The 24388-nt window shown below is 52.0% G+C and carries 27 protein-coding genes; 5 read left to right on the top strand and 22 right to left on the bottom strand.

Features of this window, described 5'->3' with window-relative positions:
* Positions 1 to 2 precede the first annotated feature (2 nt).
* The 6 genes from ACOJUO_RS04085 to ACOJUO_RS04110 all read right to left on the bottom strand — a co-directional run bounded on the left by ACOJUO_RS04085 (position 3) and on the right by ACOJUO_RS04110 (position 10585).
* Positions 3 to 1853, bottom strand: coding sequence for a hypothetical protein (locus ACOJUO_RS04085; protein ID WP_422139008.1), 1851 nt, complete (start codon positions 1851 to 1853; stop codon positions 3 to 5).
* Complete coding sequence (locus tag ACOJUO_RS04090) at positions 1854 to 3044, bottom strand: hypothetical protein (protein ID WP_422139009.1); 1191 nt, start codon at positions 3042 to 3044, stop codon at positions 1854 to 1856. It lies immediately after the preceding gene.
* A complete protein-coding gene (locus ACOJUO_RS04095) occupies positions 3044 to 6592 on the bottom strand; it encodes a hypothetical protein (RefSeq protein WP_422139010.1) in 3549 nt (1182 codons plus the stop codon). The genes ACOJUO_RS04090 and ACOJUO_RS04095 overlap by 1 nt, the downstream gene beginning before the upstream one ends.
* An 81-nt stretch (positions 6593 to 6673) precedes the next feature.
* A complete protein-coding gene (locus ACOJUO_RS04100; RefSeq protein WP_422139011.1) occupies positions 6674 to 7153 on the bottom strand; it encodes a hypothetical protein in 480 nt (159 codons plus the stop codon).
* Between the two features lie 55 nt (positions 7154 to 7208).
* Positions 7209 to 7598 carry a hypothetical protein gene (locus ACOJUO_RS04105; RefSeq protein ID WP_422137693.1) on the bottom strand — a complete coding sequence of 130 codons (390 nt, stop codon included), beginning with the start codon at positions 7596 to 7598 and terminating at the stop codon, positions 7209 to 7211.
* Positions 7598 to 10585 (bottom strand): tape measure protein, encoded by a 2988-nt coding sequence (locus ACOJUO_RS04110; RefSeq protein ID WP_422139012.1) that lies wholly within the window; start codon positions 10583 to 10585, stop codon positions 7598 to 7600. The genes ACOJUO_RS04105 and ACOJUO_RS04110 overlap by 1 nt, the downstream gene beginning before the upstream one ends.
* 97 nt (positions 10586 to 10682) lie before the next feature.
* On the opposite strand from ACOJUO_RS04110, the gene ACOJUO_RS04115 reads away from it, so the two are divergent.
* Entirely contained in the window at positions 10683 to 10934 is a 252-nt protein-coding gene (locus tag ACOJUO_RS04115) for a type II toxin-antitoxin system Phd/YefM family antitoxin (RefSeq protein WP_422139013.1), read from the top strand.
* Positions 10924 to 11211, top strand: a complete 288-nt coding sequence (locus tag ACOJUO_RS04120; RefSeq protein ID WP_422139014.1) for a type II toxin-antitoxin system RelE family toxin — start codon at positions 10924 to 10926, stop codon at positions 11209 to 11211. Before ACOJUO_RS04115 ends, ACOJUO_RS04120 begins: the two co-directional genes overlap by 11 nt.
* A 10-nt stretch (positions 11212 to 11221) precedes the next feature.
* Here ACOJUO_RS04120 and ACOJUO_RS04125 read toward each other — a convergent pair whose 3' ends face one another.
* From ACOJUO_RS04125 to ACOJUO_RS04160, 8 genes are read right to left on the bottom strand one after another with little or no spacing between them, the layout of a single operon-like run.
* Positions 11222 to 11965, bottom strand: a complete 744-nt coding sequence (locus ACOJUO_RS04125) for a hypothetical protein (protein ID WP_422139015.1) — start codon at positions 11963 to 11965, stop codon at positions 11222 to 11224.
* A 25-nt stretch (positions 11966 to 11990) separates the two neighbouring features.
* The gene (locus ACOJUO_RS04130; RefSeq protein ID WP_422139016.1) at positions 11991 to 12392 is read right to left on the bottom strand and encodes a hypothetical protein; all 402 of its coding nucleotides are present in this window, start codon (positions 12390 to 12392) and stop codon (positions 11991 to 11993) included.
* On the bottom strand, positions 12385 to 12987 hold the full coding sequence (locus ACOJUO_RS04135) for a hypothetical protein (RefSeq protein WP_422137689.1): 603 nt from the start codon (positions 12985 to 12987) through the stop codon (positions 12385 to 12387). Before ACOJUO_RS04135 ends, ACOJUO_RS04130 begins: the two co-directional genes overlap by 8 nt.
* Positions 12971 to 13270 carry a hypothetical protein gene (locus ACOJUO_RS04140; RefSeq protein WP_422139017.1) on the bottom strand — a complete coding sequence of 100 codons (300 nt, stop codon included), beginning with the start codon at positions 13268 to 13270 and terminating at the stop codon, positions 12971 to 12973. The genes ACOJUO_RS04135 and ACOJUO_RS04140 overlap by 17 nt, the downstream gene beginning before the upstream one ends.
* Positions 13255 to 14250, bottom strand: a complete 996-nt coding sequence (locus ACOJUO_RS04145; RefSeq protein WP_422139018.1) for a major capsid protein — start codon at positions 14248 to 14250, stop codon at positions 13255 to 13257. The genes ACOJUO_RS04140 and ACOJUO_RS04145 overlap by 16 nt, the downstream gene beginning before the upstream one ends.
* A complete protein-coding gene (locus ACOJUO_RS04150; protein ID WP_422139019.1) occupies positions 14247 to 14627 on the bottom strand; it encodes a head decoration protein in 381 nt (126 codons plus the stop codon). Before ACOJUO_RS04150 ends, ACOJUO_RS04145 begins: the two co-directional genes overlap by 4 nt.
* Before the next feature lie 51 nt (positions 14628 to 14678).
* Positions 14679 to 15665 carry a head maturation protease, ClpP-related gene (locus ACOJUO_RS04155; protein WP_422139020.1) on the bottom strand — a complete coding sequence of 329 codons (987 nt, stop codon included), beginning with the start codon at positions 15663 to 15665 and terminating at the stop codon, positions 14679 to 14681.
* On the bottom strand, positions 15643 to 17136 hold the full coding sequence (locus ACOJUO_RS04160) for a phage portal protein (RefSeq protein ID WP_422139021.1): 1494 nt from the start codon (positions 17134 to 17136) through the stop codon (positions 15643 to 15645). The genes ACOJUO_RS04155 and ACOJUO_RS04160 overlap by 23 nt, the downstream gene beginning before the upstream one ends.
* A 34-nt stretch (positions 17137 to 17170) precedes the next feature.
* Between ACOJUO_RS04160 and ACOJUO_RS04165 the strand changes: the two genes are divergently transcribed.
* Positions 17171 to 17374: a DUF2905 domain-containing protein gene (locus ACOJUO_RS04165; protein ID WP_257291590.1), complete on the top strand. Its 204-nt coding sequence runs from the start codon at positions 17171 to 17173 to the stop codon at positions 17372 to 17374.
* Positions 17375 to 17376: 2 nt separating this feature from the next.
* Here ACOJUO_RS04165 and ACOJUO_RS04170 read toward each other — a convergent pair whose 3' ends face one another.
* From ACOJUO_RS04170 to ACOJUO_RS04180, 3 genes are read right to left on the bottom strand one after another with little or no spacing between them, the layout of a single operon-like run.
* The gene (locus ACOJUO_RS04170) at positions 17377 to 17577 is read right to left on the bottom strand and encodes a phage head-tail joining protein (protein ID WP_422139022.1); all 201 of its coding nucleotides are present in this window, start codon (positions 17575 to 17577) and stop codon (positions 17377 to 17379) included.
* A 3-nt stretch (positions 17578 to 17580) separates the two neighbouring features.
* Positions 17581 to 19428, bottom strand: coding sequence for a phage terminase large subunit family protein (locus ACOJUO_RS04175; protein ID WP_422139023.1), 1848 nt, complete (start codon positions 19426 to 19428; stop codon positions 17581 to 17583).
* Complete coding sequence (locus tag ACOJUO_RS04180) at positions 19425 to 19913, bottom strand: hypothetical protein (protein WP_422139024.1); 489 nt, start codon at positions 19911 to 19913, stop codon at positions 19425 to 19427. The genes ACOJUO_RS04175 and ACOJUO_RS04180 overlap by 4 nt, the downstream gene beginning before the upstream one ends.
* Before the next feature lie 153 nt (positions 19914 to 20066).
* On the opposite strand from ACOJUO_RS04180, the gene ACOJUO_RS04185 reads away from it, so the two are divergent.
* Both ACOJUO_RS04185 and ACOJUO_RS04190 read left to right on the top strand, forming a co-directional pair.
* Positions 20067 to 20240 (top strand): DUF6900 domain-containing protein, encoded by a 174-nt coding sequence (locus tag ACOJUO_RS04185; RefSeq protein ID WP_422137678.1) that lies wholly within the window; start codon positions 20067 to 20069, stop codon positions 20238 to 20240.
* A 19-nt stretch (positions 20241 to 20259) separates the two neighbouring features.
* Entirely contained in the window at positions 20260 to 20739 is a 480-nt protein-coding gene (locus ACOJUO_RS04190; protein ID WP_422139025.1) for a DUF3489 domain-containing protein, read from the top strand.
* 394 nt (positions 20740 to 21133) lie between these two features.
* Here the strand turns inward: ACOJUO_RS04190 and ACOJUO_RS04195 are convergent, their stop codons facing one another.
* The 5 genes from ACOJUO_RS04195 to ACOJUO_RS04215 form a co-directional block, all read right to left on the bottom strand.
* Positions 21134 to 21502, bottom strand: a complete 369-nt coding sequence (locus tag ACOJUO_RS04195; protein WP_422139026.1) for a 3TM-type holin — start codon at positions 21500 to 21502, stop codon at positions 21134 to 21136.
* Positions 21499 to 21942, bottom strand: a complete 444-nt coding sequence (locus ACOJUO_RS04200) for an N-acetylmuramoyl-L-alanine amidase (RefSeq protein WP_422139027.1) — start codon at positions 21940 to 21942, stop codon at positions 21499 to 21501. Before ACOJUO_RS04200 ends, ACOJUO_RS04195 begins: the two co-directional genes overlap by 4 nt.
* A 16-nt stretch (positions 21943 to 21958) precedes the next feature.
* Complete coding sequence (locus tag ACOJUO_RS04205) at positions 21959 to 22234, bottom strand: flagellin (RefSeq protein WP_257276409.1); 276 nt, start codon at positions 22232 to 22234, stop codon at positions 21959 to 21961.
* On the bottom strand, positions 22200 to 23477 hold the full coding sequence (locus ACOJUO_RS04210; RefSeq protein WP_422139028.1) for a site-specific DNA-methyltransferase: 1278 nt from the start codon (positions 23475 to 23477) through the stop codon (positions 22200 to 22202). The genes ACOJUO_RS04205 and ACOJUO_RS04210 overlap by 35 nt, the downstream gene beginning before the upstream one ends.
* Positions 23478 to 23662: 185 nt before the next feature.
* Complete coding sequence (locus ACOJUO_RS04215; RefSeq protein WP_422139029.1) at positions 23663 to 24043, bottom strand: DUF6362 family protein; 381 nt, start codon at positions 24041 to 24043, stop codon at positions 23663 to 23665.
* Positions 24044 to 24388: the final 345 nt, after the last annotated feature.

A 24388-nucleotide genomic window follows, 5' to 3' on the forward strand; every position in this document is an offset into this window, starting at 1 on the left:
ACTCAACCTCCGTAGTGACGTTCCAAGTCAACCGATTGAATAACGGTTCCAACGCCGCTTGCACTGATACTGGTCCCCAGACAGAGGGCTTGCCAGTTTCCCGTTATATCCTGAACCTCTACCAGCATACCCGGCTCAATCAGCCCGGGCGCAGTTGTGCTGTCTGTCAGCGGCATCTCCAATGTGGTAATACTTTGATGGCCACCTTTGGCCAGTTCGTTTCTGCCTCGCTCAGTATTCACCTGTGTTTCCGTCAGCCAGTCTTCTAAAATATCCGGCGCTGGTTTATCTCCTGCAGTGCACTGCCGTTTTACATCGACCGCTACGCCCGCATGGGTGCCTGACACATAGACGGCATTGTATTCCGGCTCTGGCCTCCAGCTGGCACTGAGATTGATGACCATGCTGGCCGGTATGATCTTGTCCATGGTGGCAGTATTCCAGTTCCAGGGGCTGGCAGGATAACGGGGTTTGATGTTCAGCTGGTCGACTTCCCTGGAAGGAATGATCACAGCACCTGCTGTGCTGGCCAGTCGAGCAACGACGGTCATGGCGGTTTCACTCTGGTAGCTGAAGCTGCCTCCGGGGATGATCCAGTCGGGTGTGCTGTAATCATCCAGCTCCGGATAGATTGCAGAGAAGCCGGTATTGGCCAGCTCTTCAGTGATCGCCTGTTTGGCATTGAGGTTGCTGCTGTTGGATTTGCTGCGCTTGGGTGCATAGGGAGCTGCCAGCAGTTGTGTACGACTGGTTCCGTATATCGAGTATTTTTCTTGACCGAACGCTCTTGAGCCGGTGTAGCGCTCCACAATGAAGACCCACTTCCAGCCATTGATGTCGACCTCGATCTGTTTGGGGCCATCCTGATCGGGTTCTACTAATGCCAGGCTGCTGGCTCCCCAAAGCTCACCACTGAGTGCCCAGCTGAAGCTGTCGATGTCGAGGCTGATGTCCATGTTGCTCATCTCTATCGGTGTCCTGTCGGGCAGCGTCACTACACTGATGGTGTTCATAAGCAGATAAGTCTCCCTGATCTCTGGTTCTTCGGGTTGTGGCTTTTCGATGACATCGATCTCACCGCCATAGTCACTGTCGATTGTGTCATCTTTGGCTTTTCTGCCGGGTCCCCACGGGATGATGACGGGTTCATCCTGAGTGCGGTTACTGCTGAAGGCTGACTGCTGCAGAGAGTCTTTCGGCTGAATGGCTCTATTGGGAGTGCTCTCACCCAGATTGAAATACACGTCTGGGGTGGTCAATGGTGAGTAACGTTTGGCCGCAAAGGTAAAGTTCAGCATTGCAGGTACTGGTAACTGGTAGCCATTAATCGTGATCTGATGCGCCGGGCCGTACTCGTCACTGCGATCAAAACGCTCTGTGTTCTGCCGATCTATCTGTCTGCCTTGCTGCCACTGTTCAGAACTTTGCTGCTCTCTTGGCTGGATACTCTGGTCCCTGGACTCATCGATGCTGAGTTCTTTTGTAGGTGGTTGCTGCCAGAGAGCCTGTTGCTGACTCTGGAGATCACTGGTTTGCTGGTGACTAATCCTGACTTCTTCCTCCAATTCAGGCACCTTGCCCCAGAACAGTCCGATCTGTGGAGCTTCCAGAACGGTGCCTTGATGACTATTTTGCTGAACACTGGCCTGAATCGTCATTGAGTGCTGGAACAGTCCCCGGGCAGATACCTGGCAGGTGTTGCCTGTCTGCCACTGGCTCTGGCAGGCACTAACGACAGTGGGTGGTGGAATAAAGGCATAGGTGGGCTGCGGATAAAACTCAAAAAGGGAGGCGGGTTGATAAGCCGCCCGGGTAAAGTTGAAGTCTTGTGTCTTCTCTGGAAAGTAGGCCACTTAACTCTCCGGTACGATCTCGGGTATCACCGGGCCATGGGCCAGTGGACGAGTGTAGGGCTTGGCTTTGAATTGCGCGGTGCCAATGGCCTGAACACTGTCATCAAACCACCAAGTGGGTTCGGTACCGTCACCTGTACCAGCCACAGTGCAGATATAAACGTAGCCCTGGAAGCTGGCCGGACGGATTACATTGCCCACATCATAGGTGCTGTTGGCCAGCCAGACTTCGCCATAGTCATCCATGGCCACCACAATCACGGCTCCTTCGTAGGGGCTGGTGTCCAGGGAGTAACTGCCACTGATGCTGTCGCTGAGCACACTGTTCAGAACGGCATGTTTTGTTTCCTGGCTGCCATCGACTGCCAGTTGTGCCTGGGTGATGGCAAAGACCTGGCGAGCTACTGGCAGATCGTCTTCCATGACGCTGCCCTGGATGCGGGTCGTGTTACCATTGCCTGGGATGATGATGCCACCGGCGCTGCCTGAAGAAGGTGGAGCGTTGGTGTCGGTCCAAACGACGTTGGTGGCGTCGGTGTTAGTCCAGACTAGTTCGTATTCCTGACTGTTTGACTGGCCCTTAATCTTCAGTGGTGCATTGACATCTTCAAAGTCAGAAGTCCAAACTACCCCCGTACTATTAGGGATTAGTGGTGGTGCGACAGGTGGACTATCCCAGTCATCAGTGATGACCAATTTTGAGATCAGCACTCCCTTTGCATTCCCGGTCGCTGTCGTATCTCCGCCCAGAATGACCTGGGTATATCGGTCAAAAATGCTGTACCTCCCGAATTTGGAGGATACGCTTTGGGCGACACCGTTATAGTAAATATTAACTGCATTACTACCACCTCCTGAATCTCCCTGAACCACTATTTCAACCAGTTCGTCCATTGGGATGACGTTATCGCAGTATCCTCTCAGCACTAATGTACTGTCTCGGGTGCCGTACACTTTGATCTGGCCATTCTCACAATAGATTCGGGTCTTATAGCGGGACGGGCTATTGTTGGAATCAGACAAGGTGGTCAGCAACGGGATGTTCTTGTCAGCATTGCTGCTGTCTATATAAATCAAAGCGTAGAAATAAAGCCTCCTGTTTGAGCCAAAATAAATACCTGCATTCTTATCCGTAACAGGACCTTCCAGCCGACCCAGAGTGTTCTCTTTAGCGAACCATATCCCTGCCATCAGTCAGCATCCCCCCGAATCTGCAATGTGAACTGGTCACTGGTTTCTGTGCCCTGCCCGGCCAGCACAGTTCGACAGATCCACACCGGAGCCAGACAACCGTCTGTATCAAAACGAATAACATTGCCCACAGCCCATCCGGTTCCCCAACCCTCAGCTTTGATGGTGAAGTAAGGTGTACCAGTTTCCGGATTAATGGGTGCGGCATCAGCGGCAGTGGTGGCCGTATCAATAATCCCGAGTTTCTCTTCCACAATCTGGAAGGCAGAGCCGGACGTGAAAATAATCGCCCACTTTCCGAAGATGGCTCCTTTGTTGGTCACCACCAATGGATAGTTAATGGTGTTGTACTGGGCAGTGGTGTTATCGCCGATGCGCTCATCGGTCCAGTTGGGATCGCCACCGTCCCAGACTTTCTGACTGAAGAAGTTGTGAACCCTGGCTTGCAAGTCACCATAAACCACAGCACTGCTGACTTGGGTTTCATTGGCTGGTAAGTTCCAGGGCACCGGAGCGATGATGGTGATCTCGCCATTTATCTGCACGTCGCTGGCCACGCTCATATGCTCGACCCGATCCTTGATGGTAAACGGCGCTGTCAGACTGTTGCTCTCTGCATCTTGTAGTAGGAGTGGATCGGCAAAGGTGACGGTGCCTGCTTCACGATCCGTCGTGTATTGGGCTGGATCGAGGGTTTGGCCCTGGCTGTCCTCCACAGTGATCTCTGCCTGATGATCCCGGTTCAGGGTGACCAGTTGGCCCGCTGTAGGTGTGCCTGCATCGGTGTTTTGGCGATGACTGATGACCACAATATCCCCCGGTCGATAAATCGGCACCTGGCCATCGGGTGGCAGACGTACCGGGTCCAGACCGATCAGCTCGGCATCCAGTGGCAGGCTGGTTTCCACTATGCAGTTGTAGCGCACACTTTGAGGGATGACATAGATAGAATCGGTGCCGTTTGTGAAGGTCAGCTCACACCAGCCGGTGGTGGCATCCATGGTGCCCTGGACCTCTGAGGTGTTGATGTCGCCGTTAGAGTCTGAGGTGGCGGTGATGATCTCGGCATTATCCACACGCACTGCAGTGAGCTGAAGGCTTCCGGTCCGGATGGGTGCACCTGGTGTTCTAAAGGCGACCGCATCGACTTTAAAGCCACCGGAGATGGTGGCAGCCGCCTGCACTGTTGCCGTGTTGACGGTGCCAGAGGGATAGACGTCCAGTGTCGCCAAGCCTCCTGTGTAATCTATGGTTCCCACAGATGATCCGGCATTCGTCTGACTGCTGACGTTTTTGTACAGAACACCGTCACGGTCAAAGTAGAGCTCGCCATTCCACTCCAGAATGACACTGCCGGGCAGCAGTGGATCTTCAATCAGTGGCAGCAGGTCGATAGTCAGCTCTGGCGCACTCAGGGTATCGGTATTCGCCTGGTGGCTAAGGCTGTTGCTTTGCGCCTTGCTGGTCACTGTGTTGTCTGAGAAAACTTCGGTCTTGGTGGTGTTGGTGTAACTCAGTCGGTATTTGTAGACTTCTTTTCTGAGTGTGTACTCTGGATAGCTGTAGTTCTCTGTCGCCTGCAGAGTGAAGTCACCGGTCTGGTAATCAATCGTACCGGCAATATCACGCCAGTTACCGCTACCATCGTCAGTGTAACTTTTAAATTGCTGAGACGTGGTCTGGTAGGTGGTGTAGTCACTGCTGCGACTGCTGGCATGCTGTGGCACATTACTTTGTCGATCCACCGAAAACTGAACCTGAACGGAGCCTGGCAAGAGAGGCGCACCCGCAATGGTGCCGGTTATTAAACCGGAACCATCCACTGTCACATCCACAATGCCACCGGCTACTGCGCCTTCTTCGTACTGAATCTCGATCTCGGTGCCCTGATCTGGCAAGGCATTCAACACAAAGCCCAGCTCACCCGGGGCATAGTAGACACTGCCTGAGCCATCGCCCGTCAACAGGCCGTTGCCCTGATCAGTCAGGGTCTTGGTTTGCTCACTGGCCAGATAGGTGATGACGACACTGCCTGGCTTGATACCTGGCGAAGCAGTGGTGTGCCGAAACGAAAACTTATCCACCGCCACCGAGCCGGTTCGCAGGGTGATTTCATCATCCGCCTGGGTGATATAACTGAATACCAGCTTGCTGTCAGGATCGGGCAAACCATCGAGAGTCACCGCCACGCTGCCAGTGCTGAAGTCCATAGTGCCTGAGCCTGATCCATCCAGCAGACCATTGCCCGGATCGCTCAGGTCTTGCCACTTGCCCAGAGAGATATAGCTCATCACCAAGGTGCCAGGCTTGGGCTTGGCCTCGGCAAAGTTGAAGGTGTAGTTAAAGCCCCGGTTCTGGGCGGTGATGTCCAGAGTGCCACTGATGGCGGCTCCGGTGATGCCAGTGGCAGGCTGGTATAGGGCAGTAGCCGTACTGGTATAGTAACTGCTGTTTCGCCAGACGTTCAGCTCACCACTTTCATAGTCAATGGTCAGGTTACTGTAGTTATTGGACCCGCTTTTGTGTACCAGCTGGCCGGTTTTGTCGTCTTCAAAGGTGCCGCCTTCTAACGACAGAGTCACGGTTCCTGGCAGTGCTCCCGTCTGCAGAAAGGCCCGGCTCTGGTTGCCAGAAAGATGCACAAAAGAGAGGCTGACATTGCGTTGTGCGGCAGAGGTGGCCACCATCCGTTTGGCGGTGTAGCCCCCGTACTGATCGACCACCGGACTTTCAACCCGGGCGCTGGGCACCAGAGGCGAATAAACGCTGTTGACCTTCAGGGTCAGATCACCCTGTTTAATGGCTGCTTTCGTTGGCTGGATGCCGTAGTAGCGAGAAGTGTCTGCAATCTGTGTCGACTGCACCGAGGTCTTCGCTTCGCTGGCTCCTTGCCCGTCCACTGGCATGACGGTCCCCGCAGGTGTCGCAGTGCCACCGGCAAAGCGATCAATCAGGGCCGCACTGATCTCCATATCCAGTCGCCGACGTTCAAAGTCGATATAGCTGCCTGCGCTGTAGGCATAGGTGAAGGTTTCGATGCGGTGTTCCACTTTGGTGATGCGGACGTACTGCTCCTTTTTGCTATCGCTGTTGTACAGCCGATAAACTTCCCCAATCTCCGGCAGGGCTTTTTCTTCTCGCTGAATGCCGACAATGCTGCGCTGACCCACCAGCTGATCACCCAAAAGTTCAAAACTGGCAGAAGTGCCTGGCACCACATAGGCTTCGATCCGGTCCCGGGCAGTATTGCGCTCATCAGTCTGGCTGTCGGTGTTGAACAGCAGCACACTGACGTTTTGATCATCCGGTGCATCGGTGAGGATTATATGGCTGCCGAGGTAGGCGTCATTGTTATTGGTGCTGATGCCTATGTAGGCTTTACGCAGGGCCACGTCACCGATGGTACGGTCAATCCGGGAGATGTCCTGAAAGAGGTTATTCACATTACCGTCGATCACGACAGTGCCTGTGGCCCGACCGCCACCATCTTGCTCGTCACTGAGACGCTGGCTTTCAAAGAGTTTCACATCATCGTTGTTAATGGGCATAGAAATTCCTTTTCTTTAGACGAAAAAAAACCACCCTAATGAGTGGTTTTTATGCTGGAGAAGGATTAAATAAGAATTCAATTACCAGTACGGAGACCCTTCCAAATCTACTCCCTGCATTCTTATACGCATGGACGTAGTCTGCGTGATAACTTTATTTTCAAGCAAAAATGTTATCACCTCTTCTGAGTTCTTATTGGATAAATATTCCAGAGAAAGCCCTTTACCTTTCATCCGATTAACAATTGATTTGTACCACCTCACATCAACGCGAGCCCTTTCTTCGTCTGCATCCGAATTAGGATTTAACCTTGCCTCTGCTAAAGCAGTGTTGATTTCTTCCAGTTCTCTTTCCAACAACGATTTATCTGAAACAGATGTTGCAGTTGGCTGCAAGTTACTCTTTTTGGACTCTGGAGCTTCTTGTTTGGTTTCTTCTGGTTTTCTTTTGCAGGCTTTTTCAACTTTTCGAGATTCCCAAGAAGCATCATTTTCAGGCGCTTCAGACTTCTCGGGTTCAGAAAATGTAACCGACTTTCCCTCTGTTTTCCTTATATCCATCAGCTGACTTCCTTGTTCTGCTAGTTCTGACAGTATAGTTGTCGAGATAACCATTTCATGTGCCTTGAACTACCAATAATCGAAGAGAGAGCTGATAAAAATGATGGTCATCAGGATATGCAGAAGGTAGAACCTGCCTTGCTTCAATTGGGCTACCGTTAGTTCGGTCAAAAATGACAGTAAATTGACGCCCATCAGGAAGTTTCAGAAGCATGCTTTTATTGGCTAATTCACTGAGAGACTGCAGTTCAACGACTGTTGAACGATCTACCCAACCGGCGTCCAAACCTCCCGATAACTCTATGGGTCTACCCGATTGTTTTGACTGCTCCTGAACCAGCAGGCCTCCGGTCAGGCTGCGATCCTGGCTCTGCTCCACAGGGTTCCAGTCGAACTCATTAATCCATAACAAATCGTCGGGCAGTGTGATGGTATCCAGTGTCATCAGGCAGACCTCATTCCGGCATTTTTCAGAGCTTCCAGCAGTCGTTTTTCATCACCCGGCTTAACGCCGACATCCACCTGGCCGCCCGGATACTCCAGACGAATGACCTTCTCTGGTGATCTACTTTGGGTGGGCTGCCGAGGGCTTTGAATGAGTGATTTTTCCTGTTGAGCTTGCTGCTCCCTTTGCTTTTGCACTTTCTCTTGCTGCTGAAGCTCATACTGGCGCTGCTTCTCGGTCCGGATGGACTGATTAAGTGTGAGTGCTTTCTGCAGGTTACTCACTGCCTGTGAGTCACCGTCCTGTTTGGCGATGGCCAGCTCCAGCTCGAGGTCTTTCTTTCGGGCTTCATAGCGACGTTGCTCGATATCGCCCTGCCTACCCTGAAGGCGATCCAGTTCATCCTGAAGGCTGTCCAGTGTGCCTTGGGTGCTGTCTGACAGCCGTTGCATACTGTCGTTGGCTTGCTCAATGGATTGATTCAAACGATCCAGGTCTTGCTGGTCGAGCAGGTTCAGACTCTCAGCCAGGTGCTGACCATCGCTGGCCATCTGTTGGGCCGACACAGAGCCGTTTTCATAGCTCTGCACCAGGTCTTCCAGGGCGATCTTCTGCTCATAAAATTCAGCTCTTACTGAAGCGGCATTGGTCGCTGTATCCTTCATCCAGTGTCCGATGCCGGTGGTATCCAGTCCGACATTGGCAGTGGCCAGAGCCTGGAGTTCCTCTTTGGTTTCAGCCAGTGTTGCTTTCAGCTGTCCCAGCTCACCCAGGGTGTCAGTGGTATCGATCTGAGTAGCGCCTTGCATGTTGAGGAAAGTGTCTTCTGCCTGGGCGCTCAGACCGTAGAGTTCGGAGGTGATGTTGTTGTAAAAACCCACTAAACCATTGAGTGTGCCGGATGCACGTTCTGCCCCCTGTGCCTGTTTATCACCGGCCTCATCCACGGCATCACCCAATGACCGGGCAGCCCCTGCTGCAGACCGGGCACCGTTTTCCAGCTCGGCCAGCTTCTCTCTGCTGGCCGCTAATGCTTCGTTGTATTGCTCTTGGGTCAGGGTACCGTCAGCGAAAGCTTGAGACAGTTTTACGGCCAGATCAGCCAGCTCTGTGCGGGTTTCGGCAGCATTGATCTGTTTCAGGGCATCGGCGGCATCGCTGAAGGCTTTCTTGGCAGTTTGACCGGATTCAAAGTAGACCGAGTTAAGTTTAACAACGTCTTCCTCGACGGACGCTGTCGTTTTCTGGCTCTCATTACGGATGGCTTGCTGGGTACTTTGGCTGGATTGAACAATCGCTTCACCCAGCGACTGCCAGCTGTTGTTAATATCCTGCACATCTTCTTTTACCGCTTCCCTGAAACCCGCTGACACCGCTTTCAGCGACTCACCAAAAGACTGGAGTTTTTGGGCCGACTCTGTCGCACCTAATGCATTCAACAGACTGCCCATCCCCCCGGAAACGGATGAGATAACTTCACTGAACACCAGACCAAAAGACTTAACAGCCAGGGTAAAGCCATTAAACAACAACTGGACAGCATTACCCGTCAGAGTAAAGGTATTGTTGAGACTGGCCAGAGTAGAAGCAATACGCTGACTCGCAGATTGAAAACTGGCCACCACACCGTCAAACGTCAGCCCGGTAAAGTTGGCTTTGATCGCTTCACCCATCTGCACAAACGCATCGCTGATGGACTGAGCCAATCGAGACAAACGACCATCTTCAGACATAATACTGATCTGGTCGGAAAGGCTTTTGAGTTGATCCTTGGTATAAGACAATGCGCCACTCTGGGCCACTTCATCCAGAAAGTTCTGCCAGCTGTCTTTCAGGTTGCTGACGTAACCGGACAACAGGGACATATTCTCAGCGGCAGCTCCGGCAGAGCTCTTGCCAATTTCCTCGATCAGCAGGGCAATGGTATCCCGACCCAGTTTGCCCGCTGTGGAGAGCTTCTGCAGTTCCTGAACATTTTTACCAGTGGCTTTTTCCAGCAACTCCCAAACCGGAACACCCCGCTCTACCAGTTGCAGAATCTCTTCGCCCTGCAACTTCTGCTTGGCCCAGGCCTGCCCAACCGCCAGGGAAATCCCATTCAGACGCTCCATGCCACCGCCCAGCTTGGAAGCCTGATCCACCATGGCCTGCATACTGCCGTCCATGGGATCAAGACCGAACGCCTTCAGTCGTACAAATGCCTCCGCCACCTGCTCCAGTTGATAAGGCGTCTCACGGGTAAACTGCTTGATCCACTGAATGGCTCGTTCACCCTCAGCCACCGAGCCCATCACAGAATTGAGCTGTACCCGCAAGCGCTCAAACTGATCCCCCGTTGCAAGCAGTCCCTGAATGGCCCGTTTGATGGTATATAAGCCAACACTGGCCGCCACCAGAGCGCCCAACCGCTGCGACAAACGCCCCATACTACCAGATGCCCGATCTGCATCTCGGGCTAACTGTCTGAAGCCGGAACGTTTGAAGGAGTGAGTGGAACTCTTGGCTTTGGCATCCAATTTCTGCAAAGCAGAAGCCGTCTCTTTCAGCTCCTTTTGCAAACGCTGCTGCTGAACAGACAGGTTTCGATTGGAAAGACCTGCCTGCTCCAGACTGCTGCGTAACCCTGACAGTTTCTGGCGCTGAGCCTGATAAGCTCGACTGGCTGAGACCACGGACTTACGAGCCGACTCCAGGGAACGCTGAAGGGATCGGGAAGGCTTCTCAGTCTGTTGAAACTCCCTGGCCAGTTTCTCTACCCTGGCTTCCGCTTCCCGGTATGATTTGCCTGTATCTCGAACGGCTGCTGTCTGTTTTTGGAAAGACGACAGAAGACGATCTTGCTTCTGCAAATCAAACAGTTTTTGTTTGAGGGTTTGGGCTTCTTTGCGGAGGGACTCGAGGGAGGTTGCTGACTGGAGGACGGTTTTGGATAGGGAGTCTTTGGCTTTTAGTACCAGCCGAAGGGCGGATTCCTTGATGGTAGACATAGTCCACTCCCTGAGTCAAACGCAATAAAGTTAACAGTTAGAACAAAAATGATCTAATATAAGACCTGCTTTTAGAACCAAATAAGGTACATTTATCATGAGACAGGTATTAGCAGATTGCTCGGCCAGTATTTCAGAGCTCAAGAAAAACCCGACAGCACTGCTGGCCCAGTCAGACGGTTCACCTATAGCAATCCTTAATCACAATAAGCCAACGGCTTATCTGATTCCGGCAGAGACCTTTGAATGGTTAATGGATGCCCTGGATGACCAGGAGTTATCCAGACTGGTTGAGGAACGTCGTAAAGACCTGGATCAGGCTGTGGAAGTGAATCTGGATGACTTATAAGCTCAAGTTCCTTCCGGCAGCTATGAAAGAATGGAACAAGCTGGCCTCTCCATTGCGTAACCAGTTTAAGAAAAAACTGGCAGAGCGTCTGGAGAACCCCCATGTTCCCTCGGCCAAACTGAAAGGCTACGACAACGTATACAAAATCAAACTACGGACAGCTGGATATCGCTTGACATATGAAGTTATTGATAAGGAGATTGTTGTCTATGTATTAGCCATCGGCAAGCGAGACAAGGACGCTGTCTATAAGACCTTAAGAAAACGACGCCCATAAGCATCCTCCCTTACCCGGCCAGATCCAACTGCATAAACGCACTCAGCCCATTGCCTGAAATCGACGTATCCGCCAGCACATCCACTTGCAAGGGAATGCTGGCGAAGTCATCCGAGATAAAGCCCAAATTTTGCACCGGCGAGAACTTCACCCGATGCACCCGGATATTGAAGGGCAAGCCTTCCTGAGCATCATTCAACCCTTCCATAAACAGGGTAAACTCACGCCCGGACTCAACCAGCGCTTGCACCATACTGGCCTTGAGAGGGGTGTAACTAACCTTGATGCCCTGGTCATCAATACCTCCACCTTCAATGACCTGAATGCCAGATTTCATCAGTTGGTAGTCATCACCTTCTACCAATACGGTATCCAGACTGTCTTTTACCGTAATGGTCTGATCCAAATCAGGTAAATGCCCGAAAGGAATCAATTCACCTGCCACACCATAGGTTTCTTGCGTTTCATCAGTCACCGGGGTGATCGCAGCCTCAGTAACACTGCCTCGAAGTGCCAGGGAGATATTACTGGCAGTGAAATCATGGGCTACCAGGTTGGCAGTAATACCCGACACTCGGCTGATAACATTGCGATTGCCACCACCGCCCAGATAGTTTTTCAACTCTTTACGATCTTCTTCAAAGCTGAAGTTAAACTCACTGACATTGCCGATGGGCAAGAGTGGTGCGGATTTGTCGTAGGGTTGAATATGGATACTGCCTGCGCCGATAAAGCTGCGGTCGATAGTAGACATAGAATTTTCCTTCCTTGAAGAGGATTTAAAAGACGGTTTCGAGGGTTAGGGTGATATCTGCAAAGGACAATTGTCCCTGACTGGGAGCAATATCAAACTGGGTTTCAGAGATGGTCAGCTTGCGGCAATGTTCTGACAGGGCTTTATCATTGCTCAGGGCTTGGCGAATCGTTCTGGAGAGCTCCAGCAAGGCATAAGTTGCCCGTTCATTGGTCGGCACCACAGCGCTGAGATTAAAAAGCCATTGATCTTTACGACGGCTGCCCTGTTGTTGTAACTCACTGATTGATTCCAGTTGCACCAGTAAGGCTGGCGGCTTCAGACCCTGTTCAATGCCGGTGGCAGCATAGCCCAACAATACCTGATTACACACTGTCTCCAGAACACCTACCAAAAGGCTAACCAGTTGTTGTTCTGGGTTAAGCATGACCGGCTCCGTTGATGATGAAATTCAGTTCCTGTTGCACCAGGGTGGTAAACCGCTCCAGTAAAACGGGCTCAAGCTTTTCCAGTACCTGAATGGCACTGTTCAGAATCGGTAAGGTCTGCTTTTCCAGGGGCAAGCCCATCCACATCATGCGACCGGATTTTTTGGAGCGCTGGTATTTATGCCGCCAGCTGGCTTTTCGCCTGAAGACCATAGGATGTGTAGCATTGACCGGCTGCATTAAAAAAGCCCCTTCCCAGAAATGCTTGCCGGTTCTGACGCCTTGTTTCGTCTGTCTTGGTTTGCCCAGATAATGAGCCGGTATATCCCAGGCACCAATCCAGATCACCAGACTGTAGCCTTCACTCCCTCGCTCACCCGGTTGCAGGAGATTAACCTTGACCCGGCCCAGCTCTTTCAGCTTCTTTTGAGTAATGCCTTGCTCTCGGGCTAATGCTCTCAGGGTTCGTCGTTCAGCAAACCGGGATAACTTCCTTAATGATCTTCGTATAGCGAGCTGGAGAGTTTCCGGAGTGTGTTGGAAGAAACGGATCAGCTCATCAATGCTGTCATCCAGCTCAAGCTCCAGCTTCATGGAGTGACCACCAGTTCATCTGACCATCGCCTTTCAGTTTCCGGTCAATGGTCCATTGTTGAGCTGCAGAGATCACCTCATCACCTCGACTAACTTTTACATCCGTGGCCAATGCCAATGTGGTGACCTCTTGCAACACCTGTTCATAAGGACCGGTAGGCACCAGCTCCCGAGTCAGAATGCCTGTCACTTCCAGCCTACTGTCATCTGACTTTTTCAGTGTGACAGCCTCTCCAAAGGTAGCCAGTAACTGCCGTTTCAGATCACTTAGCTCATCTTGCATTTGATCACGGCTCTTGGCTTAAGACAGATGGGGAGTGGGTTGGACTGGGTATGGACCTGCACGCCCTTATCGAAGTCGAGAATCTTCTGTTTCGCGTACCGAGGCAGACCAATGGTATTCACGGTTTCGATAAAGTCCGCTGGGGCAAACCAGGTGCGGAAGATGCCGGTGCCTTCCGGGATTACATAGGCTTCATCCGGTTGGATGAATGGAATATCGCCTACCTGCCCACGATACTCTTCCCAATCGATATCACCGAACCGGAATCCGGTCTTGGGATCATTGCGCAGTAAAGCGCTGTCCTGATAGCGATGGTAGGCATCTTTGACGTAGTCGTGTCCGACCAGAGCATCATAAAAATCCGCACCACAGAAGGCCCTTAATCCCGTGTAGGGCTGAGCGCCCAGAGCCGTGTCTACCTTCCTGCGAAGAGCCACACACTCTAACCGGATATCCGTTTCAGCCGCACTGAATTTAAAGGTATGGGTTTGCTGGGTGACACCGAATTCCTGAAACAGGTCGTAAATAACACTGGAGCCATCGGCATCGAGAATCTGCCCCTTGATGGCTCCCAGTCGCAAGTGCTCCAGGGTCACTTCATGATTGGCATTCATAGACGACAGTCGATCATTAACCACCGTTTTCACCCCTTCCAAAGCACTCTCAGAACCAAAGGCTCGTACATTGCGCACCTCATCAGCAATGATGGTAGAGTCATAGGGGATATGAGGAATCACAAAACTGCGTACTTTCCGCTTGCCTCCGCGAGCCTGGGCAGCCGGAGCACCGCGCTCGGAAGTGGGCAGCAGGATCAGCTCACCATTCCTTGACTCCACAATGGCCGTGGTGGTGTTAATGCCACTTTCAGTAAACAACCCCAGTTCACCGATACGCCCCGGCTTATAGGGCATATCGTTCAGAGTTGCAGTCAGACTGGTCAGACTGAAGGCATCGTTGTTAAAAATATCCAGCAAGTTCATCCCTGTTCTCCTGTCCTGAGAATGATATCCAGTGACGACAGCTCCTCAACCGCCGTCGTTTTTTCTTCGTCAGTGATGCCTTCCGGCCAGACCAGTAACTCCTGATCCACTTCTGCCAGTCGGGCAATGATGACGCCCTCCCCGCCTGTGGCATCAGTGGTGACGTGATCCCAAAGCACTCCAGCCGCCATTTGCAAACCTGTGACAGCTGCCGGATCAATAGGGCCATAAACATCTGTAGAGGTATTCTTGCCAAGAATGGTGCCGGGTAGTAGCGCCAGATCCGGAGCCAGTTCGACCCGCTCACGGCTGATGCTGTTGTTTCCTTCGGACACAATAAATTCGCCAGCATGCACCGGCTCTGTCATCACAGGCATGGTTCAGTTCCTTTGAGTAAGAAAGGGAAAGTTAAGAAAGGGTGAGTGGTTTCAGGCTGCCGATTGACCGTTACGCTTGCGGTAAACGGCATGGGTATCCACCAGAGGCTGGATTTTTTTGTCCTGCTGATCGGGTGTCAGCTGGTTATTGATGCTGTCATCATCCTGCAAGAGCAGATCAAACAGTTCGTTACGCACCTGAGCTTCTGTCTTGCCAGACTGGATAAACTGTCCGGCTCGATCTTCACAATGCGCTGCTGCACACAGGGATTTGATCGTTTCACATTCCGCCAGACGCGCTTTGACGTCTTCGATCCCCTGTTGCTGGCGGACAAAAGCTTCTGCCATTTCCGGGTAACCGGCCTGATTACACAGGGTCATTACTGCCAGGGCATGAGCCCCTTTATCCCCATTTTCAGATTCAGAGTTTGCGGGCTGAGGTGGATGCATAAAGCTGGAAAGATCAAAATGAGCTGCCATTTTCACCGGTGCTTCCACTTCATCAATCAGGCCATGGCCTTGGGCTTCAGTGGCGGTGAACCAGGTCTCCTCGTCCATCAGTTTCAGCATGGCTTTCAGATCTAATTCACAGCGATTGCAGTAGGTCTGGGCAATCACCTCGGTGGTTTTGTCCAACATATCCGCCATTTTGCGCAGCTCACCGGCATCACCTCCGACCCAGCCGAAAGGATTGTGAATCATTAGCAAGGCATTTTCAGCCATATGAACCGTGTCGCCTGCCATAGCAATGACACTGGCGATACTGGCCGCCAGCCCTTCAATCCGGACATGGATGTTAGCCTTGTGGTAACGCAGAGCATTGTAAATGGCGACTCCATCAAACACTGAGCCACCGGGGCTGTTGATCCGAACGGTAATGTCATCCGTGTCCAGATCTTTCAGGCTGCTGACCAGCTGCCGAGCAGAGAGTCCTGCCCAATCGCCAATCACATCATAAATCAGCAACTCCGCTGGTTGGCCTGACTGATTTTTCAACGTGAACCAGGCCCGGTTCTTATTGAGCGGTTTTTTGTTCATCGTTTTCTGGTCCCTCTTCCATGATGGTGTTGTTTGTTTCCTGCGCTCTGGCATCACTGTCGTATTGCAGCTCCAGCTCATCGGCTCGCTGGTTATCTGCTGCGATCTCATCGTCAATTTGTTCGCTGTCGTAGCCTTGTTCAGAGACCACTTCTGAACGAGATTTGAAACCACTACGGACTGCCAGATTCTGGGACTGCACATCCTGGACTGGATGAATATAAGCCCAGCCCTGGGGAATCCATTTCACCTTGCGATAGTGCGTTGGGTTTCGATGAAAGTCCGGGGCTGAGATAGCCCCATTGAGCACGGCCAGTTCCAGCCATCGCTTCCAGACCGGGCGACAAAGTTGGAATACCATCAAATTATGCTGGATCTGTTGAATACGACGGCGGAACTCATTAAGCACCACCCGTAAAGCCCGGTCACTGACGCCTTTCATATCGCCGGACAGGATCTCATAAGGCAGACCAATACCCGCTGATACCGCCATTAATTGTTGACGTATAAAGTCCGGGTAATTGCTGGCCGCTCCTGGTGGTGTGTTAAACGTAATCTCCTCACCCGGTGATAGCTCCTGCATGGTGCCCGGTTCCATCGCTACCATAGGAACACCTTGCAGGTCATAGACAATGGGCCGACCAGTCAGCGGATCGACCCTTTCTGTTTCCGGAGCCGGTTTGGTGATAAAGCCGGTGAACAGGTTGGCGATTTCCTGACGAAGCAGCGTGGCATCATCGAATTTGTCCAGGTGATACATTCTAAGCAGTACCTGGCTCAACAAAGGTTGCCCACGCAGCTGACCTGGCCGCAGCGGTTCATAAAGATGCAACACCTGATCGGCAGGCACCCGTCGCAGGTCGGCAGTATCCAGTGTGGTGTAATCCGAAGGATGCTGCTTGTGCATCCAGTAAGCGACACGCTGCCCGATGGCATTAAACTCGATACCGGCCCGGATCTTGTGGCCCTTTTTCAGTTCATCGTTGTAATCCCAGGGGACAAACTCCGCTTCCAGCAATTGCAGCTGCAGCGGCACGCTCAAACCATCGCCGGGTTTGCGGGGACGGAAGCGAACAAAGCACTCTCCAGCTTCCAATACCGACCGCATGGCCAGAGCCTGCTGGCCATAAAAATCGAGCTGGCCATCGGCATCGGACTCATCGGTCCAGTCCAGAAACAGGGCCTGAAGTTCCTTACGAAAAGCATCATCCCGGGCTTCTGACTTGGGCTTGATGCCGGTGCCGACAATATTAGCGACCAGCTTTTCCAGCCCGGAAGCGGCCCAGGGATCATTACGAATCGCAGCCCGAGAGCGGTTGATCAGGGTTCCAAGATTTCCGGTCAGTGAATTATTGGGGCCGGTAGAAGGCGCAATCCAACTCTGGCTTCTTCGCCCCTGACCTGCGGAGGTATAGGCCAGGTTTTTAAACGCTCTTTTTTCCCGCCATTGCTGGCGCATCCATGCGAACACAGGCTAGGCTCCTTCTGAGTAGGGAGTCAATAACATGGCTAAAACACTGATACTGATTGGACTTGTTGTTCTTGCTGCAGGCCTGTTAATGCACTTTGCTCCGGGCCTGCTGAATTGGTTTGGACATCTACCCGGTGATATCCGGATCGAAAAAGAAAATACTCGAATCTATATCCCGATCACATCAATGATCCTGGTCAGTCTGATACTGACATTGATTGCCAACTTCTGGCGGTGAAATCAGATGCCTTTCGATGAATAGATACCAAACTGTTTAGGCCGCTTCTGTTGTTTAATCAATTCCCGTTCGATAGCCTGCAGTCGTCTTTCCATTTCAGAGAAGCTGGCGTATTCCACCTTGCGACCTTCAAATTCTACGGTGCGGGTTTCTCTCAGTAACACGGCTCGTTTCAAAGCCTTATATTCAGCTTCTGTGATCATGCGTTATCCATTCAGGTAGCTGCTGCGAGAAAATCGTCGGGATCGGGCTTGAGTCAGAGCGTCTGGTTCAGACGCTTCTACCCTAATTTCTGGCTCAGGACGTTGAGCAGCCAACTGCTCCAGATCCAATCCACGGTGTTGCTGCAGAATACGCACCGCAGTCAGGGCATAAACCCGACAGTCCAGAGCTTCATTCCGCTTTTTGCGGGCATCCCATTCAAAGTAAGCGACCCCGTGTTTGTATTTGCGCACCTTTTCTTCTGCCGTAGCCTGCTTGAAGTAATCTTCATCAAAGCTGTCCTTCACCGGCCAGTGGCAGTAACCTGCGCCTGGCTCCAGAATTCGGTAACGCTGATAGATCAGTTCTTTGGCCGTGTCAGTACCCACCAGAGTCAGGTAGACACCTTTCTTGTTGCGAGTTTTCGGGAAGGTAGCGATGGGTTTGCCAGACTGGGATGCGCCCTTGATCGGAATCAACCAGTCGGCCCCCTTCTTACGGGAAAAGGCATACACCTCATCGGTAAAGTGACCACCGGAGTCCATACAAATCTGGGCGAGGTTCATCAATACCCCATCCTGCCGCCGATAAGTCGTCCTCAGTTTATCTGCCAGAATCTTCCAGATTTCCGGGCGACTCAGATCGCCATAGAGCCGGATGTAATCAATAGACCAGCTCTCTTCACCGGCACCCCAGCCCACTACTTCATACTCCACCCGGTCATCTTGAACATCGATACCGCAGGTCAGCACTTCTACTGGCCAAGGTACTTCAGCAACATAGTGCTCACGACGCTGGTAAAGTAATTCGTAATCGACGGTTTCTCCGGCTTCCTGCCAGGTCTGGCCCAACACGGTATTGGTCCAGTCTTTCAAGAGCACCGGATCATCTTTAGCCGCCAGAAAATCCGTCACCGCGTCTTTCCAGCTGTACCAGCCATTAGGGCTGTAAAGTGAATTCAGATGGTAGCCCCGGATTTTGCCGTCACTCTCTGGATTCTGAGGCTCCCACTGCCCATTCTCCAGTAATTTGGGTTTGTCATGTTCCTGCATTTGGTGCTGACACTGGATGCATTCAAAACAAGCCGTTTCCGGGTTCTGGTTTTCAAACTTTATTTGCTGCCACTCAATAGGCTGCATGTGCCCACAGTTCAAACAAGGCACGTAGTATTGCCGCTGGTCGCTGGCCTGATAGGCCGATTCAACCTTGCTGGCCCCGGCAATATTGGGTGTCGACACCATCAGGATTTTTCGATTACGGGAAAACGTCGCCGTCCGTTTAATGGCCAGATTAATAGGACTGCCTTCCCCATCCACATCATCTTCATAAGCATCTATTTCATCCAGAAAAAGAAAACGGGCAGGCATGGAGCGCAACCCTGTGGCGGAGTTGGCTCCGGTGATGATCAGCACACCGTTAGGAAACTCCTTCACCATTTGAGTATTGCCAGAATCCCGGGAACGAGGGTCTTTCACCCGCTCCCGCAAAATCGGCATCTCTTCAATCATCGGCGCTATGCGCTGCTTGGAGGTTCTCTTGGCCATATCCAACGTCGGCAGCACATACATCATGGGACCGGGCGTATGATGGATCACATAGCCCAGCCAATTATTGCCACACTCAGTGCCACCGACCTGTGCACCTTTCATAAAAACGACACGTTCCACATCCGAAGAGGGTGACAGACAATCCATAATTTCTTTGAGGTAAGGCGTCCGAGCGGTTCGCCAGCGTCCGGCCTCTTTGGCCGCTTTCATGGGCAGAATGCGGTATTCATCGGCCCACTCTGAAACGGTCAGTCGTGTGTCAGGTTTCAGACCTGCAAAAAAACCATCCAGATAAGGTGAAGTCATTGGCCACTCAGCTCAGAAAGGATTGCTTCCAGTTCATCCATCAACAGCTGTCGTACTTTGCGAGGATCGGTTTCTGCCGCCAGGACATCCGCCTGTCGATCCGGGATGCCTAACAAAGCATCCCTCAGCATTCTTCCCGCCCGGTAAGCATCTTCTCGAACTTTGCTGGCTTCGGTGAGTTTTCCGGCCTTTTCCTCATACTCCATCTTCGCCATCTTGGCTCTGAAGGCTTCCCGCATGGTGCGAGCAGTAACGAAATCCACTGCCTGTCTTGAATCAGTGGGGGCGACTGGCAGGGTATCTCGGGAAGCAGGTTTTCTCAGCACAGTCGAGGGCTCAGCCTGGGCCTGGATCGCCTTCAGGGCCTCATCCGGATTGACCTTGCCCTTGTGCAGGCGAATCTTGCCGGACTTGACCAATTTGGCCACATATTGGCGGCTCCAGCCTTGACGTTTGGCGAATTCCGATTGCGAGATGAGTGTCATAGCGATCTGTATAACCCCCCCTGTCCCGCCTTGGCCGGATGCGCCCTCCTTTTTCGACAACCCATTGATTATTAATAGTTTTTTCCTTGATAACCACCGGTTATGGAGCCTTACTGTACATAACGCAAACAAGCATCAAAAAGGAAACAGGCCATGAATAAGAAGACTGAGCAAGCCCTGGAAACCATCGCCCAAAAGACCCTGCTAATGGACACCCTCAAAACCCGAAACACCTCGGAAGACTTCGAGGAAGTCGCCGTCTGGCAAGTCAAAAAGGCTTTGGAACAGGCTTATCAATTGGGCCTGAAACAAGGCCAAAAACAATAACCCCAAAAGGAGAAGCACCATGAAAACGACAAAACTCACTGCTACCCAAGAGACTGTTCTGAAGCAGGCCGCTAAGACAGGAACCCTCCATACCTCCGCACTCACCTTGAAGGGTGGTGCCCGGAAGAAAGTGCTGGACAGTCTGACCAGCAAAGGCTTTCTGATCCCCATGAAAAAGGCTGACAACTACGACATCAGCCCCCAGGGCAAGACAGCCATCGGCCTCCCGATAGATGACCAACCTGCCCAGAAAGGCAAGATCCGCACTGGCACCAAACTCCACAGGGTAATTGAGCTGCTGAGCCGACCCGAAGGCGTGGAAATCCACGAAATCATGCGCGAGACCGGATGGCAGCAGCACACTGTTCGCGGCACCCTGGCCGGAGCCCTGAAAAAACGACTGGGGCTGACCATTGAATCGGAGAAGCCTGAAGGCAAGGATCGCATTTACCGGATCACCGCCGGGCTGGAAGCGCTCTTTCAGGGAGAGATCGCATGAGCACCCGCTCCCGAATTGCAAGGCGGCTGGCTGACGGTCGCTATTGCTCCATTCTACTGGCCATTGAACTCAAGTTTTAGTGGCACCTCAGATCTGTCAACCAGGTTGACAACCCTGGCCGCAAAGGCTGACAGTTTGGTTGACAAAATCCCTGGCTGGTTGACACCGGAAAGCCCCGCCATTACTGGGCTGAAGCCCAATCTGTCAACCTGAGTGTCAACCCCGATTTTCGCTCTGTCGCTGGCGCTATTCCGCGCTGATGCATACCCGCACTAGAAGACGCCTCCCAGGGACCCCGGAACAGCCGTCAGAAGACACTTATCAAGCGTTCTCTTCGATCCCGAGACGCTCCCTGTATTTAAAAAGAAACGCTCAGAGCAGCTTAAATTAAGTCTCAGCCTTTCCATGTTCTTGTCACCTTCTCCAGCCCACGGCTGGCAATGTATCCGCCAATACCCAGCTGAATAATATTGAACAGTTTCAGTTCCACTGCCTCAGTAAGATTTGGTGCTGACCAACCCATCCAGCGACACACGACTAATGCCGTAAAGACCAGCATCACCATGGGTCTCCAGTTCCTTTGCAGCCAGCTTTCACCCTGAGCTTCGGCTTTAACAACGCCAGCCTTTTGCTCCAGTTCATTCAGCTCACCGTTGAGCAGCATCTTGCTCAGTTCCGCTCTGGCTTCCCTGGCTTTGTTCGCATCAGGAAAAAGCTTGTCGATGACCTTCCCGATCACCGGGATGGCAGCCACCAGACTCACCGTTTGCCTCCCAGCAGTCCTTCCTGTCTGAGCCAGCGGTGTACATCAAAGTTAGGACAGGTCTTCACCTTGCTAAAGTGATGATGACCATGAACGACAGCGTTTAGATAAATAGCTTGATGGCCAGCCACCAGAAGCTTCAGCATTCGTTTCTGATCCGTGGTGAAGTTATCTTCCGGCTCATTGTGCTCATTCAGGCCACCCACCAGACAGATGCCCACACTCTCATGGTTGTGGTATTTGACATGAGCACCCCAGTCTTCAAGAGGGCGACCTTGCTTTACTGAACCGTCACGCTCAATCACCCAATGATAACCAATATCCAGAAAGGCCCGTTCCATGGTGTGCCAGCGTTTGATGTCTTCAAAAGTAACGTGTTGGTTAGCTCGGGTGTCCGAGCAATGAACGACGATGTAATTGGTTTCCTTACGCTTGCCCATTACTCATCCCCTGAGTTTATGTTTTAAGAAAGTAAGCCAACAGGCCAATAGCAGCGGTCAGCACGATCCAACCGAAGCGTTCGATATAGCCCAGCATCACACCCCGGCGACTGGCCTGAAACTCCAGTTTTCGGATGCGTTTCTCCTGCTCGTCCAGGCGTTCATCCTGACGGGTGAGGTTGTTGGTCTGGTGAGTGATTCGTTCCTCGATCATGGACAAACGGGAAACGGCATCGCTCAGTTTGTCGAGCTTGGAATCAATCTGATCCAGTCGCCTTGAAAGTTCTTCCATGTCTTTCTTTTCTGGTTTGTTCAAAGGTCAGATGATTGGATTCAAGATAGGCTTCCTTGCCTGTGTACTCCTCCCATCGGCGCACGATCACGTCCACATACTTGGGGTCCAGCTCAGTCAGCCGGGCACTGCGGTGTGACTTCTCGCAGGCGATCAGCGTAGAGCCGGAGCCGCCAAACAGATCGAGTACGATGTCATGAGTCTTGGAAGAGTTGCGAACAGCTCGCTCTACCAGCTCCACAGGTTTCATGGTGGGATGCAGGTCGTTTCTAGCAGGCTTGCTGTAGAACCAGACATCCCCCTGATCTCTGGCACCACACCAGAAATGTTCGTTGCCTTCCTTCCAGCCGTAGAGGATTGGCTCATACTGTCGCTGATAATCGGAACGACCCAGGGTGAAAGTATTCTTGGCCCAGATGATAAACGTGGACCACTTGCCACCGGCTTCCCGGAAAGCTTTCTGGAGCGTATCCAGCTCAGACGACGACATGCAGATATAAATCGCCCCCTTGCAGACCCCGAGCAGGTTGGTCATGGCGGCCAGCAGGAAAGCGTGGAACTCAGAGCCGAGATTATCGTTTTTGATACGGCGATCTTTTTTGGCTTGGGTGTTTTTCCCAGGGTTAGCGTAGTCAACGTTGTAAGGTGGATCGGTGAACACCATATCCGCCAGCTGGCCTGCCATCAGGGTTTCCACATCGGCCTGTTCGGTAGCACTGCCGCACAGCACCCGATGGCTTCCCAAAATCCAGACATCACCCAGCTGGCTGACGGGATGCTCTTCCGGTTCAGGAATTTCATCATCATCGGTCTGCCCTTCAGGCTCGTCCACCAGCAACAGACCTTCCAACTCCTCATCGGAAAAGCCCATCAGATCCAGGTCAAAATCCAGAGCATCCAGTTCTGCCAGTTCCTGCTTGAGCAGTTCTTCGTCCCAGCCTGAGTTGGCCGTGATCTGGTTGTCGGCTATGATCAGCGCTCGGCGCTGGGTTTCACTCAAGTGCCCCAGCACAATCACCGGCACAGTTTCCATGCCCAGCTGCTTCGCCGCCATCAAACGACCATGACCGGCTACGATAACATCGTCACTGCCCACCAGCACCGGATTGACAAACCCGAACTCCTCGATTGACCGGGCAATCTGGTCCACCTGCTCATCGGAGTGAGTCCGGGCATTGTTGGCGTAGGGCACCAGGGTGGCGACGGTGCGATGTTCTATGGCTTCGACAAGGATTCTGGACATGGTTCTTCCGTGATTTCCAGACGTAAAAAAACCTCAGACCGGGGAGGTGTGAGGTTCAGGTGCACTTCGCTTCGAGCTTAGCGTTAATTCTTGTCAAATTTGGCGAAAGTGTCCAATCCTCCATATACGGACTTTAAGCGACAACGACAGACAAACACCTCTTTAAACACTCTACACGGTTCAAATTACCCTGAATTTTTTTGTAAAATGTGGATAGAAATCCGGTTTATGGCCTTGCACCAGTGCCCATAGGCTGTTTTTCGATTCACCCCGAGGTCGTCAGCAATCACTCGCCAGGGCAATCCCGAAGCACGAAGCCAGATCAGCTTGCGTTCCTCCTCGCTGACCCATCGCAACCAGCGCATACACTTCACCATGCGATCCACTTCGTCTTCCGAGGGCTCAGGCAGTCTCAGGATTTTGTTTTCCCCTTGATAAACTTCCCAGCGGTTGGGATTGATCTCCGGCCAGAAAGCGGAGTACCGGAGATTAATACCTGACGACACTCGTCGTGCCACCAGCCAGGCTTCCCGATAACAATGTCCCAATTCATCAGTTGTGTACATGTTTCCTCCCTGGCTTCTGCAATTGCTTCAACACTTCAGTAAGGGGGGGAATCTTTATATTCCCCCCCCCTTACTTATTTATAAGTAAGGCGTTCCCGGGAAGCAGTTTTTTATTATTTTTCAATCAGTTAACCGTTCCCATCTGCTTCCCGTTCCCGGACTTTTCGGGAAGCATTTTCACTCTGGCTGATTCCCATTTTGATATGATTTTCAAGCAATTAGACGCTGTTCTTACAGTCGACTCTATTCCCAAAATGCTTGGGAATTCCCAAGAATTTCTGTTTTTTTGGGAAGCATTTCCTACAATCGGAAAAATCACTTTTATTGTTACTTTTCAATCACTTG

It is taken from the genome of Endozoicomonas sp. ALC020, from assembly GCF_049275935.1.
Classification (GTDB): Bacteria; Pseudomonadota; Gammaproteobacteria; order Pseudomonadales; family Endozoicomonadaceae; genus Endozoicomonas_A.

Excerpts from the sequence above, each read along its gene's own strand:
- ACOJUO_RS04090 (WP_422139009.1), bottom strand. The coding sequence starts at position 3,044 with ATGGCAGGGATATGGTTCGCTAAAGAGAACACTCTGGGTCGGCTGGAA.
- ACOJUO_RS04095 (WP_422139010.1), bottom strand. The coding sequence starts at position 6,592 with ATGCCCATTAACAACGATGATGTGAAACTCTTTGAAAGCCAGCGTCTC.
- ACOJUO_RS04100 (WP_422139011.1), bottom strand. The coding sequence starts at position 7,153 with ATGGATATAAGGAAAACAGAGGGAAAGTCGGTTACATTTTCTGAACCC.
- ACOJUO_RS04105 (WP_422137693.1), bottom strand. The coding sequence starts at position 7,598 with ATGACACTGGATACCATCACACTGCCCGACGATTTGTTATGGATTAAT.
- ACOJUO_RS04110 (WP_422139012.1), bottom strand. The coding sequence starts at position 10,585 with ATGTCTACCATCAAGGAATCCGCCCTTCGGCTGGTACTAAAAGCCAAA.
- ACOJUO_RS04115 (WP_422139013.1), top strand. The coding sequence starts at position 10,683 with ATGAGACAGGTATTAGCAGATTGCTCGGCCAGTATTTCAGAGCTCAAG.
- ACOJUO_RS04120 (WP_422139014.1), top strand. The coding sequence starts at position 10,924 with ATGACTTATAAGCTCAAGTTCCTTCCGGCAGCTATGAAAGAATGGAAC.
- ACOJUO_RS04125 (WP_422139015.1), bottom strand. The coding sequence starts at position 11,965 with ATGTCTACTATCGACCGCAGCTTTATCGGCGCAGGCAGTATCCATATT.
- ACOJUO_RS04130 (WP_422139016.1), bottom strand. The coding sequence starts at position 12,392 with ATGCTTAACCCAGAACAACAACTGGTTAGCCTTTTGGTAGGTGTTCTG.
- ACOJUO_RS04135 (WP_422137689.1), bottom strand. The coding sequence starts at position 12,987 with ATGAAGCTGGAGCTTGAGCTGGATGACAGCATTGATGAGCTGATCCGT.
- ACOJUO_RS04140 (WP_422139017.1), bottom strand. The coding sequence starts at position 13,270 with ATGCAAGATGAGCTAAGTGATCTGAAACGGCAGTTACTGGCTACCTTT.
- ACOJUO_RS04145 (WP_422139018.1), bottom strand. The coding sequence starts at position 14,250 with ATGAACTTGCTGGATATTTTTAACAACGATGCCTTCAGTCTGACCAGT.
- ACOJUO_RS04150 (WP_422139019.1), bottom strand. The coding sequence starts at position 14,627 with ATGCCTGTGATGACAGAGCCGGTGCATGCTGGCGAATTTATTGTGTCC.
- ACOJUO_RS04155 (WP_422139020.1), bottom strand. The coding sequence starts at position 15,665 with ATGAACAAAAAACCGCTCAATAAGAACCGGGCCTGGTTCACGTTGAAA.
- ACOJUO_RS04165 (WP_257291590.1), top strand. The coding sequence starts at position 17,171 with ATGGCTAAAACACTGATACTGATTGGACTTGTTGTTCTTGCTGCAGGC.
- ACOJUO_RS04170 (WP_422139022.1), bottom strand. The coding sequence starts at position 17,577 with ATGATCACAGAAGCTGAATATAAGGCTTTGAAACGAGCCGTGTTACTG.
- ACOJUO_RS04175 (WP_422139023.1), bottom strand. The coding sequence starts at position 19,428 with ATGACTTCACCTTATCTGGATGGTTTTTTTGCAGGTCTGAAACCTGAC.
- ACOJUO_RS04180 (WP_422139024.1), bottom strand. The coding sequence starts at position 19,913 with ATGACACTCATCTCGCAATCGGAATTCGCCAAACGTCAAGGCTGGAGC.
- ACOJUO_RS04185 (WP_422137678.1), top strand. The coding sequence starts at position 20,067 with ATGAATAAGAAGACTGAGCAAGCCCTGGAAACCATCGCCCAAAAGACC.
- ACOJUO_RS04190 (WP_422139025.1), top strand. The coding sequence starts at position 20,260 with ATGAAAACGACAAAACTCACTGCTACCCAAGAGACTGTTCTGAAGCAG.
- ACOJUO_RS04200 (WP_422139027.1), bottom strand. The coding sequence starts at position 21,942 with ATGGGCAAGCGTAAGGAAACCAATTACATCGTCGTTCATTGCTCGGAC.
- ACOJUO_RS04205 (WP_257276409.1), bottom strand. The coding sequence starts at position 22,234 with ATGGAAGAACTTTCAAGGCGACTGGATCAGATTGATTCCAAGCTCGAC.
- ACOJUO_RS04210 (WP_422139028.1), bottom strand. The coding sequence starts at position 23,477 with ATGTCCAGAATCCTTGTCGAAGCCATAGAACATCGCACCGTCGCCACC.
- ACOJUO_RS04215 (WP_422139029.1), bottom strand. The coding sequence starts at position 24,043 with ATGTACACAACTGATGAATTGGGACATTGTTATCGGGAAGCCTGGCTG.